The sequence below is a fragment of the Amycolatopsis sp. WAC 04169 genome (assembly GCF_003947535.1).
In the GTDB taxonomy this organism is placed as follows: Bacteria; Actinomycetota; Actinomycetes; order Mycobacteriales; family Pseudonocardiaceae; genus Amycolatopsis; species Amycolatopsis keratiniphila.
In genome coordinates this window covers 124,909-142,108 of the sequence record NZ_QHJI01000012.1, presented here as the reverse complement: position 1 = coordinate 142,108, position 17,200 = coordinate 124,909, and the positions used below count along the sequence as shown (strand labels likewise).

The window sequence follows — 17,200 nt, the reverse complement described above, 5'->3', positions numbered from 1 at the left end:
CGCCGAATAGCTTGTGCTCGCACAGTTTCCGCTGAGGGGAGTACGGATGAAGGCACGACTCACGAAGGTCTTGGCCGTGGTGGCGCTCGCGACGGCGCTCGTCGTCGGCACCGCGAACTCGGCGCAGGCCGCCGGTCCGCGGGCGTTCGCGATCTCGTCGGACGGCAAGCTGATGGCCACCTTCTACACCGACACACCCCAGGTCCTCGACTGGGTCCGGCTCGTGCAGGGGCTCACCTGCGGGGAGACGCGGCTGATCGGGCTCGATTTCCGCGTCCAGAACGGTTTGCTGTACGGCGTGGGCGAGAAAGGCTGTATCTACACGATCAAATTCCCGCCCGCGGCACCCGATGTCGTCGTCACGAAGGTCTCGCAACTGAGCGTTCCGTTGTACGGCAAGGACTTCGGCGTCGACTTCAACCCGGCCGCCGACCGGCTCCGGGTGATCAGCGACTACGGCCAGAACCTGCGGCACAATCTCGCCGACCACGTCACGATCGAAGACACCATCCTGACCACACCGCCGGCGGGCGGGCCGACCAGGGGTGTCACGGCGGCCGCCTACACGAACAACGATCTCAACCCCGACACCGCGACCACGTTGTTCGACATCGGCACGCTCACCGACCAGGTACTCGTCCAAGCGCCCGCCAACAACGGCTTCCTCAGCCCGACCGGCGCACTCGGCGTCGACACCGGCCCGGCGGCGGGATTCGACATCTACAGCGATCTGACCAACGGCAAGACGACTTCGGTGAGCGCTTTTGCCGTGCTCAACCCGGCTTCCGGGCCTTCGAGTTTCTACAGCGTGAATCTGCTTACTGGTGCTGCTGCGAAGGTCGGCGATTTTCCGCTGCCGATCGCGGATGTCGCGGTGGCTCTCGATACGAACTGAGTGGGGAACGCCGCTGTCCGGTGTCCGGTCTTTTGGGGCCGGGCACCGGATTGTGGTGTGCGGGCATTGCGCCGAAGGACAGTTTCCGTCTGGTTTGACTCGTCCTTCTCCGCTCGCTTGTACTGGAATCGGCAGCGGTGAACGGGCGACCTCAGTCGCTTGCTCGGCCTCGTTGCCGAAAAACGGCGATTCGGTGTGATGGCTGAACCCTGCGGCTTCCGAAGGGGCGCGTTGCCGGAAGACGGCGACACCAACCCGCGACCAAGACCAGCCGCCCTTTACCGATTCCTTGTTGCCTAAAATCGGTAAGGCCTCCCTTGCTCGTGAGGCCCCGGAATTGTCGGTGGTGGGTCGTAGGTTCGTGGGGTGGATACTCATTCCGCGCCTGTGGCGCTTCTGGAAAGCCTCACCGATCCTGAGGTGCTGACAGCGGTGAACGATGCCGCGAACATGTTGGACGACAAGGATTCCATCGCGTTGGCGCAAGCCGCGTCGGCCGGGATCGCACGCCTGGAAGCGGTGCGGTTCCGGGCACTCGCGCAGTTGAACCGGCATCGTGAGGGGGCGCGGAGCGTGGCGCAGGAGGTCGCGTTGGCGTTGTCTGTCACGGACAATCATGCGGGTGCGCTGGTGGCCGCCGCGGACGCGGTGACCAGCCGTCTGCCTCGCACCCTGGCCTTGATGGACAACGGGAAATTGAGCGGGTTCGGTGCGGCGAAAGTCGCCACCGCCACCGCGTGGCTGTCGGACGATGATGCGCGTGCGGTGGACGCGTTGTTGGAGGATCGGATCGCGGAGAAGAATCCGGATCAGGTCCGGAAAGCGGCCAATCACGCGGCGAACACCATTGACCCCGACGGGGCCGGCAAACGAGCCGAGCAGCATCGCGAAGGCCGCCGCCTCACGCTGCGGCATGGGGAGACCGGGGTCGCCTCGATCGAGGTCGAGGATGGGCCGGTGGAGAAGGTCGCTGCCGCGTATCAGCGGATCGACCGTGAAGCACGCGCCCTCAGGGTTGGTGGCGAGACCCGTACTCTGGATCAGCTGAGAGCCGACGTCGCGCTCGATCTACTGCTCGGCGGGCAGGGCGGGCCGAGTGAGCGCAGCGAAGTGTTCCTCTATATGGACTTGTTCACCTATCTCGGTTTGAACGAGGACCCGGCGGAGTTGGCGGGGCATGGCACGATTCCCGCGGCGTTGGCCAGGCATATCGCTGGCGGTGAGAACAGTGTGTTGCGGCGGATCGTCACCGATCCATTGTCCGGGCAGGTTCTCGATCTCGGCCGGGACCGGTACCGGCCGACCGCGGGTTTGGCGGAGTTCGTGCGGGTGCGGGATCGTGAATGCCGAAGACCCGGCTGCCACCGGCCGGCTCAGGCGTGCGACCTCGATCATGCGGTGCCGTGGCAGCATGGCGGACACACCACCGATACCGAACTCATCGACCTCTGCCGCCGCGATCATCGGCTGAAAGACGAACCCGGCTGGACCTACCACCTCGACCCTGATGGCACCCTTACCATCACCACCCCTACCGGGCAACGCCACGACAGCACACCGCCGCCGCTTCACGAACCCCGCCCATTAGGCGACGAGCCACCACCGTTCTGAACCCGTCGCCGAAAAACGGCGACGTGCGGATGTTGTGCGGAGAAGACTCCACCCACGGTCGGACCCCACAAATCGGCCCCTGACCCGATCCGCGAACCCACCGCGACCGGCACGCTCACCAAGCATGGAAACCGACCACGTCTTCCCCGGCCGCCGCATAGCCGCGGTCTCGATGATCCTCGGCCCGCTCCTGCTGCTCACCGGGACGCTGTTGCGGTCACGCTTCAACTTCTTCTTCCCCGACCAGCTGAAAGCGATGAGCGACCATCCCGCGCTGATGACCGCCGCGTACACGTGTTTCCTGGCGGGCAACGTCGTGTTGTGGCCCGCGATCGTCGCGCTCGCCACGAAGATCTGCCGGACCAGGCCGGCGTTGGCCGCTTGGGGTGGCCTGTTCGTCCTTTTCGGACTCTTCGAGCGGACCTTTCACGCCGGGATCGACCAGGCCGCCCTCAGCCTTGCCGAACGGCGCGGAGCCGGATTCGCCGAGAGTGTGGTCAGCGAGTCGTACCAGGATCTGCATCTGTTCAGTTTTCTGTCGTTCACGATCATGTTCGGCTGGTACGTGCTCGCGTTCGCCGCCTATCGGGCGAAAGTGCTCGGCATCGCCGGGTCGATCGGGATGGCGACGATGGGACTGCTGCCGCTGGGTGTTTTGAAGGGCACCGAAATCGTGTCGATCATCGGCACCGCCGGACTTTGTCTCGCGTTGGTTCCGGCCGGTGTCCGCGCATTACTGGAAAGTCCCAAACCGAGCCGCCGGACGGTGTTGTTCGCGGCGATCGCCGTTCCCGTTTTGGGCGGCCTCGCCTTCGCCAGCGCGCTGGGCTGAGCTCAGGCCAGCCGTGCGGACGCTTTCCTTTCACCGGATTCGTGTTCGTGCCCCGCCGGGAGGCAGCTCATCAGCAGTACGACACCGACAGCACCGAGAAGCATGTGCCCGGCGAGGATGCACAGCCCACAGAATCCGATCCACAATGAGATCTTCATTCTCAGAGGGTAGGGCCGTTCTCAGTGTGAGGCCCCGAACTTGGGAAAGACTTAAGGTCTCCTTTGGGAAAAGGGTCTGTCCGGCGTACGCGCGTAATACACCACCAGCGACACCGTCGCGGCCAGGAAGACCACCTGCATCAGGCTGCGCGGCACCAGTTCGTCCATCGTCGAAGTCACCGGGCCGTGCAGGGCCTTGTACACGTTCGCCGGGAACATCCCCAGCAACAACAGCGTCAGCCCGGCGGACGCCCACGGCGCGGTCCGCGACCACAGCACCCCCGCGGCGCCCGCGAGTTCGAGGACACCGGTGACGGTGACCAGCAGTCCCGGCGCGGGCAGCGCGGGCGGCACCATCGCGACGAGTTCCTCGCGCATGCCGATGAAGTGCGCGAGACCGGTGGTGACGAACAGTGCCGCGACACCGCCGCGCACGGCCACCGGCCACGGCTTCAAGCGCTGGACGCTGAAGACGCCCAGCAGGAACAGCGTCGCCGTGACGGCGACCAGCATCAGTACGGGTACGAGACCGGGATCCATGACCATGTCCTCCCAAGGAGCAGCGAATCTTTCCACTGACAAGATGCGCTGTTGCAGGCCATCTTGTCAATGACTAGATTCATCGTCATGAGTCCCTACCATCACGGCGACCTCCGCCGGGCCGTGCTCGACGCCGCCGTCGCGGCCATCACCGAACACGGCCCGGCCGGGATCAGCCTCCGCGACCTCGCCCGGCGTGCGGGGGTCTCGCACGCCGGGCCGGTGCACCATTTCGGCGACAAGGCCGGGGTGCTCACCGCGCTGGCCGCCGAGGGGTTCGACCTGCTCGCGGACGCGCTCGCGGCCGAGGGCGAGCGGGGCTTCGTCGAGGTCGGGGTGGCGTACGTGCGCTTCGCGATCGAGCATCGCGCGCATTTCGAGGTGATGTTCCGCCCCGAGCTCCACCGCGAGGACGACGAGGCGCTGACCGCCGCTCGCGACCGTGCGGGGGCCCTGCTGACCAGCGGCGCGTCGTCGGTCAGCGACGACGCGATGGCGGGGGTCGCCGCATGGTCGTTGATGCACGGGTTCGCGAACCTGTGGCTCACCGGCGCGCTACGCGCCGAGCTCCAGGAGGATCCGGACACCGCCGCCCGCGCGATCGCCCGGATCCTGTTCCCCTGAAACCGACTCAGACCTGCGCGGTGGGCATCACGGTGACCTGCTGGAGGTTCACCCGCGCCGGGAGCGAGGTCAGGAACGCCACGGTCTCGGCGATGTCCTCCGGCTTCAGCCAGGTCAGCGTCTCGCGCGCGCCGTCCAGCCACTCCAGCGCGCCGGCGTCGGTGACGTGACCCTGCAGTTCGGTCTCGACCAGGCCCGGCTCGATCGCCGCGACCCGCACCCCCTTCGGGCCGAGGTCGGCGCGGAGGTTCTTCGACAGGTGCGTCACGTATGCCTTCGAAGCGACGTACACGGCGAAGGAGGGGAAGACGGCCTGCGCGCCGATGGACGAGGTGTTCACCAGGTCCGCGACACCCTTTTCGGCCGCCGAAGCGACCAGATGCGGGACGAAGGCGCCGATGGCGTTCATCAGGCCCGTCATGTTGACGTCGATCATGCGCTGCCAGTCGCCGGTGGCGAGTTCGTCGATCGGCGCGGCCAGCATCACGCCGGCGTTGTTGAACAGCAGGTCCGCGCGGCCCAGTTTCGCTTCGACCTCGGCCGCGGCGGCCCGCATCGCCTCGGCGTCGGCGACGTCGGCCGCGAGCACGAGCGCGGTGCCGCCGTCCCGTTCGATCTCCTTGGCCAGGACTTCCAGCCGGTCGGCCCGGCGGGCGACGAGCGCGACCGCCGCACCGGAGCCGGCGAGCCGCCGCGCGGCCGCTTCGCCGATCCCGCTGGACGCTCCGGTGACGACGGCGACCCTGTTCGCGTGCGGTGCCGGGGAATTCGTCATCTCTGTTTCTCCTAAGTGGACTCGGGTGATGAGTCCAGAAAACCGGGCCACGCGCGGAGATGGCACGGTCTGTCCAGCCTGGGTCCGGCAGTACCAGTCAGGCCGCGCACGGAACTGTTACGTGCTCATCGAGTTCCGCGGACACGGACCGGCCACCGTGATCCGCATGCGAATCCGATCCCTCGCACTCGCGCTGACCCTGATGACGGCGACCGCCGCCCCCGCGGCGGCCGTCATCGGCGGCACCGAGTCCACCACGCCCTACGACTTCATGGTCTCGCTTCAATACGAAGCTCCCCGCCCGGACGGTCATCGGTGCGGGGCGGTGCTCATCGCCCCGCAGTGGGCGGTGACCGCCGGCCACTGCGCCAACACCCCGAACGGCGCGACGGCGGGCGTCCCCCGCGGCTGGAAGGTCCGCGTCGGCTCGCTGGACACCACCGCCGGGGGCGAGGTCACCGAAGTCGACAAGTTCTACCGTCGCCACCTCTCCTACAACCCGCCCGGTGAGGACATCGCGCTGCTGCACCTGCGCGCACCGGTGCGGGCCAAGCCGGTCCGGCTCGCCGGGAGCTCCCCTGCCGTCGGAACCCCCGTGCGCATCCTCGGCTGGGGCGCGGCTGCGACCGGCTGCGACGACTTCGCCGACCCGAAGTGCTTCCCGAGCAAGCTGCGTGAAGCGGACACCGAAGTCGTACCGCTCGACCGCTGCTGGGACGACGACGGGAGCACGCTGCCGTTGTGCGTCGGCCGCACCGATCCGCCGGTCGGGCCGGGGACGACGGATTCCGGCGGCCCCGCCCTGATCCGTTCGGGTGATGGCTGGGCGCTGGCGGGGACGGTCATCGGACCGGGTATCCGCGGCTCCGACTTCCCCGACATGTACACCGACGTCGCGAAGAACTCGGCCTGGATCGACGGCATCGTGACCGGCACCGACGTCCCGCCGGACGACCCCGGCCCGAACGTGGAGGGCACCGCCGCGGTGGGTGACTGCGTGGGCGCGGTGGTGCGCCCGGCCTCCGCGCGTCCTCACGATCAGGCGCTGGTGCTGACCAACGGCCATTGCGTGCCGAGCGGACGGCCCGCACCGGGGAAGGCCCTGGTCGACCGGCCCGCCGACCTGCCCCGCCCGGTCACCATCGCCGGCCGGGACGGCTATCCGAAGAGCAGCGCCGGCGCCACCCGATTGGTGTACGCGACGATGACCGGCACCGACATCGCGCTGTACCGGCTGAACAAGACGTACGCGCAGCTGGCCAGGGAAGGCGCGAAGGTCTTCCGGCTGACCACCACCCCGATGCGCGCCGGAGACCGCCTGCTCATGTCCTACGCCAGCGGCCGCCCGCAGTGCACGATCGAGGCGGTGGTGCCGCATCTGCGCGAGGCGGGATACCAGCAGGACGACGCGGTCCGTTACGCCCAGAGCGACACCTGTGTGAGCAGGCCCGGCGCCTCCGGCTCGGCGCTTTTGTCCCTCGACGGGAATACCGTGATGGGCGTCAACAACACCCACAACCGGGACGGTGGGCGATGCACCGAGGGCAACCCGTGCGAGGTCGGCCGGGACGGCACCGTGACCGCGGTGCAGGGCCGCGGCTACGGCCAGCAGGTCCATCGGATCTCGGCCTGCCTGACCAAGGGCGCACGGCTCGACCTGTCCCGCCCCGGCTGCCGTCTGCCCGCCTGACCTGCGACGAAATGCGCGGAAAGAAAAAACCCGGAAAGATCGCCGTCGCTGTCGAATCGGCGGGTCGCCCTTCGTATAGGGAGTGAAAGTCCGCACGAACGAGGAGGACGCCATGACCCAGTACCTGATCAGCCTCTACCACCCCGACGGCCCCCTTCCGCCGCCGGAGTTCCTCGAGTCGGTGACGCGCAAGATCCAGGCGCTCAACGACGAGATGAAGACCGCGGGGGTGTGGGTGTTCGCCGCGGGCCTGCACCCGCCGACCACCGCGACCGTGCTGCGGGCCTCGGAGAACGGTCAGATCGCGACGCTCGACGGCCCGTACCTCGAAGGGAAGGAACATCTCGGCGGTTTCACCATCGTCGAGGTGCCGGATCTGGACGCCGCGCTCGACTGGGGCCGCCGGATCGCCGAGATCACCTATCTCCCGGTCGAGGTCCGGCCGTTCCAGGGTGTGGAAGACCCTTCGTGCGTGCCCTGACCTCCGAAGACATCGGCCGGGTCTTCGCACAGGAGTACGGCCGCGCGGTATCCGTGCTGGTCCGCGTCTTCGGCAGCATCGACATCGCCGAAGACGCGGTCCAGGACGCCTTCGCCGAGGCGGTGGACCGGTGGCCGTCCAGCGGTCCACCGCCGAGCCCGGCGGGCTGGATCATCACGACCGCCCGCAACAAGGCCGTCGACCGCCTGCGCCGGGAAGCCGCGCGCGACGACAAGCACGCCCAGGCCGCGCTGCTCAACGCGGACAGCGAACCAGTGGAGGAGGGCCCGGTGCGCGACGATCGCCTACGCCTGATCTTCACCTGCTGTCACCCCGCGCTGGCCGTTCCCGCGCAGGTCGCGCTGACACTGAAACTGCTGGGCGGCTTGACCACCGCCGAAATCGCGCACGCGTTCTTCGTCCCCGAGACGACGATGGCCCAGCGGCTGGTCCGTGCGAAGGGCAAGATCCGCGACGCGAAGATCCCGTATCGCGTCCCCGGCGACGCCGACCTGCCGGACCGGCTGCGTTCGGTGCTCGCCGTGATCTACCTCGTGTTCAACGAGGGATACACGGCCAGCTCGGGTGAGCGGCTGGTGCGGGAGGACCTGTGCGCCGAGGCGATCCAGCTCGGCAGGCTGCTGGCCGGCCTCATGCCCGACGAACCGGAGGCCACCGGCCTGCTGGCGCTGATGCTGCTCACCGAGTCGCGCCGCGCCGCCCGCACCGGTGAAGACGGCGACGTCGTGCTGCTGGCGGAGCAGGACCGGTCACGCTGGGACCGGGCGCTCATCGCCGAAGGGCAGGAGCTGGTCCGCGCCTGCCTGCGCCGGAACCAGCCGGGGCCGTATCAGATCCAGGCGGCGATCAACGCCGTCCACAGCGACGCCGCCGACACGGCGAGCACCGACTGGTCGCAGGTCGTCGAGCTGTACGACCTGCTGCTCGCGATGAATCCGACGCCGGTCGTGGCGCTCAACCGGGCCGTCGCGGTCGCCGAGGTACGCGGCCCGGAGAAGGCGCTCGACGTGATCGATGCCCTCGACCTGGAGGGATACCACCTCTACCACGCCATTCGCGCCGATCTGCTGCATCGCGCGGGCCGTACGGCCGAAGCCGCCCAAGAGTACGAAGAGGCGATCCGGCAGGCGGGCAACAGCGCCGAACGACGGCTGCTGGAACGAAAACTGGCCGTGCTCAGTCGCTGATCAGCCGCGCCGGGCCGGGTCCCTTCGCGGCGAGGAAATCGCCGGGGTTCACCAGCACGCACTGATCGAAGGACAGGCAGCCGCAGCCGATGCATTCGGTGAACCGGTCCCGCATGCACTCCAGCTGCTCGATGCGCTTGTTCAGCTCGGCACTCCAGCAGGCCGAAGCCCGTCGCCAGAACGCGTGATCCGGCGCGGCGCCCTCCGGCAGGAAGTCGAGTACGCCGCCGATCACCTCGAGCGGGATGCCGAGATGATGCGACGCGCGGATGAACGCGACGAGGCGAAGTGTGCTCCGGGGATAGCGACGCTGGTTTCCGCTGGTCCGCCTGCTGCTGATGAGGCCCTGGCGTTCGTAGAACCGCAGGGCGGAGGTGGCGACACCGCTGCGCCGCGACAGCTCCCCGATGGTGAGTTCGGCCGGGAGTTCTGACATGCCCGTGATCCTAGCTTGACTTCAACCCTTGTTTAAGTTTCATGCTGGAGGCATGACAGTACAGGGGACCTCCGAAATGACCATCCACAAAGGACATTGGCCGACGCCCGACGACGCGACCGTCGTCGTGGCGCGGGAATGGCCGGACGCCGACGCGGCACGGGCGGCGTACAAGAGCCACGAGGGGCTCGTTTCCTTCACCGCGTACGAAGGCATCGACCACGACGGTGCCTTCACTTACGAGCAGTGGACCAGCGAAGAAGTCATCCGGAACCTGGACGGCGCGCCCGTGTTCCACCTCTACCGCGGCCACCGCGGCGAAGGAACGCCGGGCTGCCTCGTGATCGTCTCGGTCGAGTTCGAAGGACCTGACGAGCGGCGGCAACGCGACTGGATCGACCTCGTCTTCGAAGCGCTGGCATCCGAACCTGCACATCCCAAAGGCGGGATCTCGGGGTACTTCCACGTGAGCACCGACGGGACCCGCGTGCTGAACTACGCCGAATGGGTCAGCGCCGAAGCCCACCTCGCCGCGCTCGCGGCCCCCGGCGCCGACGGCATCGGCACGACGGACGCGTGGAAGAAGGTGCAGACCTACCCGGGGATGTCGGGCGGGTCGGTCAAGCGGTACCGCCCGGTCTTCTCGGCGGTGGCGGCATGAAGCCGATCCTGGTCGCCGGCGCGACGGGCAACGTCGGTTCGCAGGTCGTCGCCCGGTTGCGGGAGCGAGACGTCCCGGTCCGGCCGCTGAGCCGGAACCCGCCGCCGGACGGCGTCCGCGGCGACCTGGCGAAACCGGAAACGATCGCGCCGGCGCTCGACGGCGTCGACACCGTGTTCCTGATGCTCTCCGGCGCCGCCGAAGCCCTGGTCCCCACGGTGTCGCTGCTCGGGGAACGGGCGAAGCGGGTGGTGTTCCTTTCCTCGGGCGCCGTCGACGACTCCCTCGTGGAGCAGGACAACGCCATCGGTGCCTGGCATCGCACCGTCGAGGAGGCGATCGAAGCCGCGGGCGTGGAGTGGACCTTCCTGCGGCCGCACGCGTTCGCGACCAACACCCTCGGCTGGGCACCGTCGATCCGCGCGGACGGCGTCGTCCGCGGCGCGTACGGCGAGGCGTCGATGCCGCTGATCCACGAGAAGGACATCGCCGCGGTGGCCGTCGAAGCACTGACCGGCGACGGGCACGCGGGGGCGAAGTACCCGCTCACCGGCACGCGGCCGATCACGCAGGCCGAACAAGCCCGCATCATCGGCGAGGCCGCGGGCCGTCCGGCGCGCTGGGAGGAGATCCCGCTCGGCGAAGCGCGTGCCGCCCTGCTCACCAAGATGCCGGACTTCGTCGTCGACACGATGCTGACCGGATTGCGGGAACTGGTGACGAAACCGGGCGAGGTCACCTCGACCGTCCAGGACGTCACCGGTAGGCCGGGGCTGGACTTCGAGGTCTGGGCCACCGATCACGCCGCGTCGTTCCGCTAAACTCGGCTTCGTGTCGACACCGGTTCATGCTGCGGTGGTCCACTAACCGCCGTTCCTGACCACACCCCACGGAGCCCGAGGGGTCTCTTCGCCGCGGGCGAAAACAGGAACGGAAACCATGAACCCCCTGTCCACAAAGGACGGTGGTCGGCGCTGGCTGACCACCGTCGGCACGAAACGCCCCGAACGCCTCGTCGACGTCGACGATCGCATCACCGCCGACGAGGCGTTCCTGCTCGCCGCGTCCGGCACCGGACTCGCCTGGTACGGCGACTTCCCCGGCGCGCGGAACCTCCTCGCCGCGATGTCCCGGCGGTGCGGAACGGCGGCGGGAAAACCCTTTCCGGACCAGCGGAACCAGCGGTCACGCCGGGCGCGGATCCTCGGCAGGCTGCTGGTCCCGCTGGATCCGGGCCATGTCCTGCCGTTGCGCCGCGGGCCGGACGTCCGCGAGGCTTGCGCCGAGGTCTACGGGCCGTCCGAAACCGCGTCGCTGGTCTCCTTGCGTGAACTGCTCGGCGTCGTCGGCGCGCACGAATGGCGCGTGAAGGGCGTCGAGATCCCGGCGCTCGGCGCGAGGATCCACCCGCACCACGGGGTCTTCTCCCCCGTCCGCGGCGAGTACGTCGATCTGGTGGCGAGAACTCCCTTGCCTGCCAAGGAACTCGCGTTCGACATCGGCACCGGCACCGGCGTGCTCGCCGCGGTCCTCGCCCATCGAGGCGTCGAACGCGTGGTGGCGACGGACAACGAACCTCTCGCGCTCGCCTGCGCGCGGGAGAACTTCGATCGCCTGGGTTTCGACGCGATCGAAATCCTCGAGACGGACGTGTTCCCGCCGGGCCGCGCACCGCTGATCGTCTGCAATCCGCCCTGGCTGCCCGCCCGCGCGTACACCCCGCTCGAACGTGCCGTGTACGACCCGGGAAGCCGGATGCTGAAGGCGTTCCTCGACCGGCTGCCGCGGCACCTCGAACCCGGCGGGGAGGCGTGGCTGATCCTCTCGGATCTTGCCGAACTGCTGGGCCTGCGCCGTCGCGAAGAACTCCTCGACCTGTTCGAGCGGGCCGGTCTCGAAGTGCTGGGCAAGGAGGACATCCGGCCGAGGCATCGACGGGCCGACGCGAAGGAGGTGACCTCGCTGTGGCGGCTCACAACCCGAGCAGCGCCCGTGCCTGACTGATGAACACGCGGGCGGCGGGGCTGACCGGCCCCTCCGTCCGCCAGGCCAGCGCCAGTTTCGCGCGCAGTCTGGCCGGCCGCGTGATCTTCATGGCGTGCAGTTTCGTGTAGTGCGTCGCCAGCGACATCGGCACCACGGCGACGCCGAGCCCGCGCCCGACCAGTTCGGCGACGACGTTCGGATCGCCTGCCTCCAGCGTCACCCGAGGCTGCGCGCCGTCGGCGAGGAACGCCGCGTCGACGATCGCGCGCATGCCGGTGCCCTTCGGCAGGCTCACCAGCGACCGGCTTTCCAGCTCCGACAACGTGATCGTGGCCTGCCCGGTGAGCGCGTCGTCCGGACCGGAGATGGCGACCAGCGGCTCGTCGAGGACGACCTCGAGGCCGATCCCCGGCGGCGGTTCGCCGGAGACGCCGATCAGCGCGACGTCGAAGCGGCCGTCGGCGACGCCCGCGAGCAGGACGTCGGAGGTCGCCTCGGCGAGCGTGATGTCGACGGCCGGATGCCGCTCGTGGAAGCGCGCGAGCAGATCGGGCAGGTTGACCGGGCCGCGCGAGGACACCATGCCCATCGCGACCTGGCCGCGGACCAGCCCGGTGAGATCGTCGACCGCCTGCCGCACCCCGGCGACGGCGGCGAGCGCGGCCCGCGCGTGCGGGAGCGCGGCGGCACCGACCTCGGTCAGCCGCACCGCCCTGGCCGACCGGTCGAGCAGCGGCTGCCCGAGTTCGCGTTCGAGGCGGCGGATCTGGGCACTGACGCCGGGCTGCGCGACGTGCAGCCGTTCGGCGGCGCGGGTGAAGTTCGCTTCCTCGGCCACCGCGACGAAGTATTCGAGCTGGCGCAGTTCCATAACCAATGATTCTAGTTGCCAGACAAACCAGATCTTGGACTTCTGACCGAATCGAGATCACGCTGGTCTCATGACCACGATGCTCCGCTCCGGCGACCCCGATTACGACACCGAACTCGCCGGTTTCCAGACCGCAGTGCCCCGCCGTCCCGACGTCATCGTGCCCGCCGCTTCGGCCGCCGACGTCGTCGAGGCCGTCCGTCACGCCGCCGAGCACGATCTCCCGATCGCCGTCCACTCGACCGGGCACGGCGTGGGCGTCCCCTTCGAGGGCGGCGTCCTCGTCACCACCCACCGCATGACCGGGATCCGGATCGAAGACGGCATCGCACGAGTCGACGCGGGCGTGCGCTGGGGTGCGGTCATCGAGGCGGCCGCGAAGCACGGGCTCGCGCCGCTGAGCGGTTCCTTCCCCGGAGTCGGCGTCGTCGGGTACACCCTCGGCGGCGGGTTCAGCCTGCTCGGCCGCAAGTACGGGCTGGCCGCCGACCAGGTGACCGCGATCGAGGTCGTGACCGCCGACGGCGAACTCCGCCGCGCCACCCCGGACACCGAAAGCGACCTGTTCTGGGCGCTGCGGGGCGGCCGCGACAACTTCGGGATCGTCACCGCGCTGGAGTTCCGGCTCGTCCCGGTCACCCGGCTGTACGGCGGGAGCCTGCAGTTCGGCACCGAATCGCTGTCCGCCGTGCTCCACGCCTGGCGCGACTGGGCGGCGGACCTGCCGCGCGAGATGACGTCGTCGCTGGGCATGGTCCCGATGCCGGACCTGCCGATGGTCCCCGAGCCGCTGCGCGGACAGCACGTCGCGCAGATCCGGATCGCCTATCTCGGTGACGCCGCCGAGGGCGAGCGCCTGGTCGCCCCGCTGCGCGCCGCCGCCCCCTTGCTGGGTGACACGCTCGCCGAAATCCCCTTCACCGAATCGGGGAAGATCGCGAACGAGCCGCCGTTCCCGCACGGCTACCGCGCCGACAACGCCACCGTGTCCGAACTGGACGACACGATGCTCGACGCGATCCTCGAACACGCCGGCCCCGGCGCCCCGGTGCCGACCGTCGTCCTGCTGGACCTGCTCGGCGGCGCGCTGTCCGACCTGCCCGAGCACCCCGGCGTCGGCTGGGACCGCGAAGCCCGCTTCACCGTCCGGGCACTGTCCGTAGTGGATGACGCGGGCATGGCCGAGATCAAGGCGGCCCACGGGAAGCTGTTCGACGCGCTGAAGCCCAAGTCGACCGGCAAGCTCCTGACCTTCGTCTACGGCGACAGCGGCGCGGGCGACGAAGCGGCCAAGGTGTACTCACCGGCCGATCTGCGGCGGCTCGCCGAGGTCAAGGCGGCCGTCGATCCGGCGAACCGCTTCCGGCTCACTCATAACGTCGAACCCGCGCGTGACGCTGGGTGATCTCCGAAATCCGCTGGTAGGAGGCCCCCATGCGGGGCGAAGGCACAGTGGGCGGCACCCGTATACTTCCGGGCCGATACCGCCATTAGGGGGCACTGTGCGCACTTTGGACCATGACGAGTTCCTCGCCATGCGTCGGTTCCCCGCGCTCGACGGGCTGCGCGCGATCGCGGCCACCATCGTGATCCTCTTCCACTTCGCGGGTCCGAAGTGGAGCTGGCTGTCCGGCTGGGTCGGTGTCTACATCTTTTTCGTGCTGTCCGGTTTCCTGATCACGACGCTGCTGCTGCGTGAGCAGGACCGGACCGGCCGGATCTCGCTTTCGGCGTTCTACCTGCGGCGGGTGTTCCGGATCCTGCCGCCGTACCTGGTGATCCTCGGCGGGATCATCGTGTTCGTGTGGCTGCGCGGGGAGTTCTTCACCCGCGAGCTCCCGCACGCGCTGAAGTACTACCTGACCTTCTTCAACGAGTTCCTGCCCGCCAGCAGCCCGAACGGCCCGGACAACTTCTTCAGCGGCTCGTGGACGCTGGGCATCGAGGAGAAGTTCTACCTGGTCTGGCCGTTCCTGCTGGTGGTCGCGGGCGCCGTCGGGCTGGCCGCGGCCTGGCGCAAACTCGCGCTGGCGATCGCCGCGTTCGCGCTGATGGCCGGGCTGGTCGGGGTCACCAGCGGCTGGGTGCTCAACGGGCCGCAGGTGCCGATCTACCGGTCGACCGTGCACTACGCGATCCTGCTGATCGGCTGCGTGCTGGCGATCGCGATGCACTACCGGCGGTCCTACGCGGTGATCAAACCGCTGACCCATCCGCTCGCGGCGATCCCGGTGTTCGGCGCGTTCGCCGTGCTGCACGTCAACATGGAAAGCCTGTGGTGGGAGACCGGCAGCAACCTCGGCCTGCTGATCGCCTACGGCCTGCTCTCGGCGATGTTGCTGGTGGTGCTGGTTTCGCCGGGGCCGCTTCGCTGGCTGCTGGCGACGAAGGTGATGCGGTTCGTCGGTGAGCGCTCGTACTCGCTCTACCTGCTGCAGGGCCCGGTGCACTTCGCCGTGGTCGCGGCCATCCCGCCGCTGGGCGAGCACCGGATGATCAGCGCGCTGACCGTGTTCGCCGTCGGGCTCGCGATCGCCGACCTGATCCACCGCTGGGTGGAGCAGCCGATGATCCTCACCGGCAAGAAGCTGATCGCGCGCCGCCAGGAGCGCAAGGCGCTGCGCGCGGCCGAAGCCGAACTCAAGCGGCCGAACGCCGTCGAAGCCCCCAGCGGCGCACGCTGACCCCCTCGCGTTTCGTCCTCTGAATGCGGTAGTTGCCGCACGCACTCACGTGATCGAAGCCGGAACTCGCGTGATTGAAGGCGGAACTCACGTGATCAGCGGCGGAACACGCGAGTGCGGCCTCCAGTCACGCGAGTTACGCCTCTGATCACGCGAGTCACGCCTTGGCTCACACCGCGCGCCTGTGTGCCTAGTCCGTATCAGCGCGAGATGGTGACGATCGGGATCACCCGGTCGGTCTTCTGCTCGTACTCGGCGAAGCCCGGCATCATGCTGACCATCTTCGCGTACAGACGGTCGCGCTCGGCGCGGTCTTCCAGGACGACGGTCGCGGTCGCCTCGAACTTCTCCGTGCCGACCTCGATGGTGACCTTCGGGTTCGCGACGATGTTGTGGTACCAGGCCGGGTTCTTGTCCGCGCCGGCGTACGAAGCGGCGACGATGTACTTGCCGTCCTCCATCGCGTACGCGAGCGGCGACGTGCGCGGCTCACCGCTCTTCGCCCCGACGGTGGTGAGCAGCAGCAGCGAGCCGCCCTCGAACGGGCCGCCCACCTTCCCCTCGTTCTCGCGGAACTCCTTGATGATGTTCTTGTTCCAGTCGAGTGCTTCGGACATTCTTTCCTCCAGTGTCGATCTCTCCGCCGAGGCTACTCAGCCTTCACGGGCCTTGCGGCGCTGCTCCTCGGCGCGCTCCCGGCACTTGCGGAGGAACTCTTCGTCGTCGGCCGCGCTCGTCGCGGCGAACCGGCCCGGCCGGTCGTACTCCGGGAACGCCGGCGTCTCCCGTTCGTACCGTCCGCGCGGCGCGCGGGCGGCGTGCTGCGGGCGCCCGGCGACCAGCCAGACGATCGAGCCGATCAGCGGGACGATCAGCACCAGCAGCAGCCACATCCCCTTGGGCATGTTGCGGCACGATCCCTCGTCCGTGGTGATCACGTCGACGATGCAGAAGATCCACAGACCGAGCGTGAGAATGCCGAAGAAACCATTGAAATACAGCATCGAAAGACTCCCCAGTTCCAGATGACCGGGGTAAGTCTTAGCACAGCAGGGCGTCGAGAATTCCCGCGGCCACTTGCCGCGCCGACGCTTCTCCGGGGCACTGTTTCGGCCCTGCTCCGAACGGATGCCCCGACAGGTCCACCTCGACCACTTCGCCGCCGACCCACCGCCGGGTGATCCGGACCGGCGGATCCTCGCGCAGCACACGGTCGAGCAGGCTTTCGACGTCCTCACCGGACCGATGGGCGGCCAGCGCCTTGCCGAGCAGCTTGGCCGTCGCGTCGCAGGCCTGCACCAGGAGCCCGATCCGCGCGGCCGTCCGCTCGTCCGCGTCACCGCCGCAGACCTCGACCAGCCTGTGCATGGCTTCTTCGGTGTCGGCACCGATTTCCGTATGCGGGTGATAGGCGGCGGAAACCGCCGCGATGTCGCGGGAAACGTCGGGCAGGCCGAGTTCCGCGGCCAGTACGGCGACCGGCACCCGCTCCACCTCGTCTCGCATCGCCTTGGCGAGCGCGAAAGCCTTGTCCCGCAAGGATCCCATCGGTGCCAGCTCGGTGAGCACGAGCGCCCGCCGCCGCGCGTGGTCCTCCGGCTGGCTGAACCGGGCGACGTTCGCCCGCAACCACCGGACGCCACCCGGCTCGACGTCCTGGGGCACCGGCGGAACGGGGGCTTCGATCAGGGGATTCTCCATACCGTGACGCTAAGTGCGGAACGCTTCGGTCACGACCGAAACATGAG

General features: G+C 68.7%; 20 protein-coding genes. 12 read left to right on the top strand and 8 right to left on the bottom strand.

The window, feature by feature from the left end:
- The first annotated feature begins 46 nt into the window (after positions 1-46).
- From DMC61_RS32155 to DMC61_RS32145, 3 genes are all read left to right on the top strand, one after another.
- Positions 47-895 carry a DUF4394 domain-containing protein gene (locus DMC61_RS32155; RefSeq protein WP_125693947.1) on the top strand — a complete coding sequence of 283 codons (849 nt, stop codon included), beginning with the start codon at positions 47-49 and terminating at the stop codon, positions 893-895.
- A gap of 387 nt (positions 896-1,282) precedes the next feature.
- The gene (locus DMC61_RS32150) at positions 1,283-2,506 is read left to right on the top strand and encodes an HNH endonuclease signature motif containing protein (RefSeq protein ID WP_125694294.1); all 1,224 of its coding nucleotides are present in this window, start codon (positions 1,283-1,285) and stop codon (positions 2,504-2,506) included.
- Between the two features lie 124 nt (positions 2,507-2,630).
- A complete protein-coding gene (locus tag DMC61_RS32145; protein WP_125693945.1) occupies positions 2,631-3,338 on the top strand; it encodes a hypothetical protein in 708 nt (235 codons plus the stop codon).
- A 2-nt stretch (positions 3,339-3,340) separates the two neighbouring features.
- On the opposite strand, the gene DMC61_RS41250 is transcribed toward DMC61_RS32145, so the two are convergent.
- A complete protein-coding gene (locus tag DMC61_RS41250; RefSeq protein ID WP_157376270.1) occupies positions 3,341-3,496 on the bottom strand; it encodes a hypothetical protein in 156 nt (51 codons plus the stop codon).
- A 51-nt stretch (positions 3,497-3,547) separates the two neighbouring features.
- Entirely contained in the window at positions 3,548-4,042 is a 495-nt protein-coding gene (locus DMC61_RS32140; protein ID WP_125693943.1) for a DoxX family protein, read from the bottom strand.
- Positions 4,043-4,123: 81 nt separating this feature from the next.
- Between DMC61_RS32140 and DMC61_RS32135 the strand changes: the two genes are divergently transcribed.
- Positions 4,124-4,660, top strand: coding sequence for a TetR/AcrR family transcriptional regulator (locus DMC61_RS32135; RefSeq protein WP_125693941.1), 537 nt, complete (start codon positions 4,124-4,126; stop codon positions 4,658-4,660).
- 7 nt (positions 4,661-4,667) lie between these two features.
- Here DMC61_RS32135 and DMC61_RS32130 read toward each other — a convergent pair whose 3' ends face one another.
- On the bottom strand, positions 4,668-5,435 hold the full coding sequence (locus tag DMC61_RS32130) for an SDR family oxidoreductase (RefSeq protein ID WP_125693939.1): 768 nt from the start codon (positions 5,433-5,435) through the stop codon (positions 4,668-4,670).
- A gap of 166 nt (positions 5,436-5,601) precedes the next feature.
- Here DMC61_RS32130 and DMC61_RS32125 point away from each other — a divergent pair, with 166 nt between their 5' ends.
- From DMC61_RS32125 to DMC61_RS32115, 3 genes are all read left to right on the top strand, one after another.
- On the top strand, positions 5,602-7,125 hold the full coding sequence (locus tag DMC61_RS32125; protein WP_125693937.1) for a trypsin-like serine protease: 1,524 nt from the start codon (positions 5,602-5,604) through the stop codon (positions 7,123-7,125).
- Between the two features lie 112 nt (positions 7,126-7,237).
- Positions 7,238-7,606 (top strand): YciI family protein, encoded by a 369-nt coding sequence (locus DMC61_RS32120; protein WP_016337416.1) that lies wholly within the window; start codon positions 7,238-7,240, stop codon positions 7,604-7,606.
- Positions 7,594-8,814 (top strand): RNA polymerase sigma factor, encoded by a 1,221-nt coding sequence (locus DMC61_RS32115; RefSeq protein ID WP_016337417.1) that lies wholly within the window; start codon positions 7,594-7,596, stop codon positions 8,812-8,814. Before DMC61_RS32120 ends, DMC61_RS32115 begins: the two co-directional genes overlap by 13 nt.
- On the opposite strand, the gene soxR is transcribed toward DMC61_RS32115, so the two are convergent.
- Positions 8,804-9,250 (bottom strand): redox-sensitive transcriptional activator SoxR, encoded by a 447-nt coding sequence (gene soxR, locus DMC61_RS32110; RefSeq protein WP_125693935.1) that lies wholly within the window; start codon positions 9,248-9,250, stop codon positions 8,804-8,806. The genes DMC61_RS32115 and soxR overlap by 11 nt on opposite strands.
- 52 nt (positions 9,251-9,302) lie before the next feature.
- Between soxR and DMC61_RS32105 the strand changes: the two genes are divergently transcribed.
- The 3 genes from DMC61_RS32105 to DMC61_RS32095 all read left to right on the top strand — a co-directional run bounded on the left by DMC61_RS32105 (position 9,303) and on the right by DMC61_RS32095 (position 11,915).
- Positions 9,303-9,911 (top strand): antibiotic biosynthesis monooxygenase, encoded by a 609-nt coding sequence (locus DMC61_RS32105; protein WP_233595029.1) that lies wholly within the window; start codon positions 9,303-9,305, stop codon positions 9,909-9,911.
- Positions 9,908-10,732, top strand: coding sequence for an NAD(P)H-binding protein (locus DMC61_RS32100; protein ID WP_125693933.1), 825 nt, complete (start codon positions 9,908-9,910; stop codon positions 10,730-10,732). Before DMC61_RS32105 ends, DMC61_RS32100 begins: the two co-directional genes overlap by 4 nt.
- A 118-nt stretch (positions 10,733-10,850) precedes the next feature.
- Complete coding sequence (locus tag DMC61_RS32095; protein WP_125693931.1) at positions 10,851-11,915, top strand: class I SAM-dependent methyltransferase; 1,065 nt, start codon at positions 10,851-10,853, stop codon at positions 11,913-11,915.
- On the opposite strand, the gene DMC61_RS32090 is transcribed toward DMC61_RS32095, so the two are convergent.
- Positions 11,884-12,768, bottom strand: coding sequence for a LysR substrate-binding domain-containing protein (locus tag DMC61_RS32090; RefSeq protein ID WP_125693929.1), 885 nt, complete (start codon positions 12,766-12,768; stop codon positions 11,884-11,886). The genes DMC61_RS32095 and DMC61_RS32090 overlap by 32 nt on opposite strands.
- Before the next feature lie 70 nt (positions 12,769-12,838).
- Here DMC61_RS32090 and DMC61_RS32085 point away from each other — a divergent pair, with 70 nt between their 5' ends.
- Together DMC61_RS32085 and DMC61_RS32080 are read left to right on the top strand one after the other, a co-directional pair.
- Positions 12,839-14,173: an FAD-binding oxidoreductase gene (locus tag DMC61_RS32085; protein ID WP_125693927.1), complete on the top strand. Its 1,335-nt coding sequence runs from the start codon at positions 12,839-12,841 to the stop codon at positions 14,171-14,173.
- A gap of 97 nt (positions 14,174-14,270) precedes the next feature.
- Positions 14,271-15,452, top strand: a complete 1,182-nt coding sequence (locus tag DMC61_RS32080; RefSeq protein ID WP_125693925.1) for an acyltransferase — start codon at positions 14,271-14,273, stop codon at positions 15,450-15,452.
- A 200-nt stretch (positions 15,453-15,652) separates the two neighbouring features.
- Here DMC61_RS32080 and DMC61_RS32075 read toward each other — a convergent pair whose 3' ends face one another.
- Genes DMC61_RS32075 through DMC61_RS32065 form a run of 3 tightly spaced genes read right to left on the bottom strand, consistent with a single transcriptional unit; the run spans position 15,653 to position 17,153 of the window.
- Complete coding sequence (locus DMC61_RS32075) at positions 15,653-16,069, bottom strand: nitroreductase family deazaflavin-dependent oxidoreductase (RefSeq protein WP_125693923.1); 417 nt, start codon at positions 16,067-16,069, stop codon at positions 15,653-15,655.
- 36 nt (positions 16,070-16,105) lie between these two features.
- Entirely contained in the window at positions 16,106-16,456 is a 351-nt protein-coding gene (locus DMC61_RS32070) for a PLDc N-terminal domain-containing protein (protein ID WP_125693921.1), read from the bottom strand.
- Between the two features lie 37 nt (positions 16,457-16,493).
- Positions 16,494-17,153 carry an oxidoreductase gene (locus DMC61_RS32065; protein ID WP_125693919.1) on the bottom strand — a complete coding sequence of 220 codons (660 nt, stop codon included), beginning with the start codon at positions 17,151-17,153 and terminating at the stop codon, positions 16,494-16,496.
- Positions 17,154-17,200: the final 47 nt, after the last annotated feature.

Bases quoted from the DNA above. Each gene is read 5' to 3' on its own strand.
- DMC61_RS32155 (WP_125693947.1), top strand. From the start codon at position 47: ATGAAGGCACGACTCACGAAGGTCTTGGCCGTGGTGGCGCTCGCGACG.
- DMC61_RS32145 (WP_125693945.1), top strand. From the start codon at position 2,631: ATGGAAACCGACCACGTCTTCCCCGGCCGCCGCATAGCCGCGGTCTCG.
- DMC61_RS41250 (WP_157376270.1), bottom strand. From the start codon at position 3,496: ATGAAGATCTCATTGTGGATCGGATTCTGTGGGCTGTGCATCCTCGCC.
- DMC61_RS32140 (WP_125693943.1), bottom strand. From the start codon at position 4,042: ATGGTCATGGATCCCGGTCTCGTACCCGTACTGATGCTGGTCGCCGTC.
- DMC61_RS32135 (WP_125693941.1), top strand. From the start codon at position 4,124: ATGAGTCCCTACCATCACGGCGACCTCCGCCGGGCCGTGCTCGACGCC.
- DMC61_RS32130 (WP_125693939.1), bottom strand. From the start codon at position 5,435: ATGACGAATTCCCCGGCACCGCACGCGAACAGGGTCGCCGTCGTCACC.
- DMC61_RS32125 (WP_125693937.1), top strand. From the start codon at position 5,602: ATGCGAATCCGATCCCTCGCACTCGCGCTGACCCTGATGACGGCGACC.
- DMC61_RS32120 (WP_016337416.1), top strand. From the start codon at position 7,238: ATGACCCAGTACCTGATCAGCCTCTACCACCCCGACGGCCCCCTTCCG.
- soxR (WP_125693935.1), bottom strand. From the start codon at position 9,250: ATGTCAGAACTCCCGGCCGAACTCACCATCGGGGAGCTGTCGCGGCGC.
- DMC61_RS32105 (WP_233595029.1), top strand. From the start codon at position 9,303: ATGACAGTACAGGGGACCTCCGAAATGACCATCCACAAAGGACATTGG.
- DMC61_RS32100 (WP_125693933.1), top strand. From the start codon at position 9,908: ATGAAGCCGATCCTGGTCGCCGGCGCGACGGGCAACGTCGGTTCGCAG.
- DMC61_RS32095 (WP_125693931.1), top strand. From the start codon at position 10,851: ATGAACCCCCTGTCCACAAAGGACGGTGGTCGGCGCTGGCTGACCACC.
- DMC61_RS32090 (WP_125693929.1), bottom strand. From the start codon at position 12,768: ATGGAACTGCGCCAGCTCGAATACTTCGTCGCGGTGGCCGAGGAAGCG.
- DMC61_RS32085 (WP_125693927.1), top strand. From the start codon at position 12,839: ATGACCACGATGCTCCGCTCCGGCGACCCCGATTACGACACCGAACTC.
- DMC61_RS32075 (WP_125693923.1), bottom strand. From the start codon at position 16,069: ATGTCCGAAGCACTCGACTGGAACAAGAACATCATCAAGGAGTTCCGC.
- DMC61_RS32070 (WP_125693921.1), bottom strand. From the start codon at position 16,456: ATGCTGTATTTCAATGGTTTCTTCGGCATTCTCACGCTCGGTCTGTGG.
- DMC61_RS32065 (WP_125693919.1), bottom strand. From the start codon at position 17,153: ATGGAGAATCCCCTGATCGAAGCCCCCGTTCCGCCGGTGCCCCAGGAC.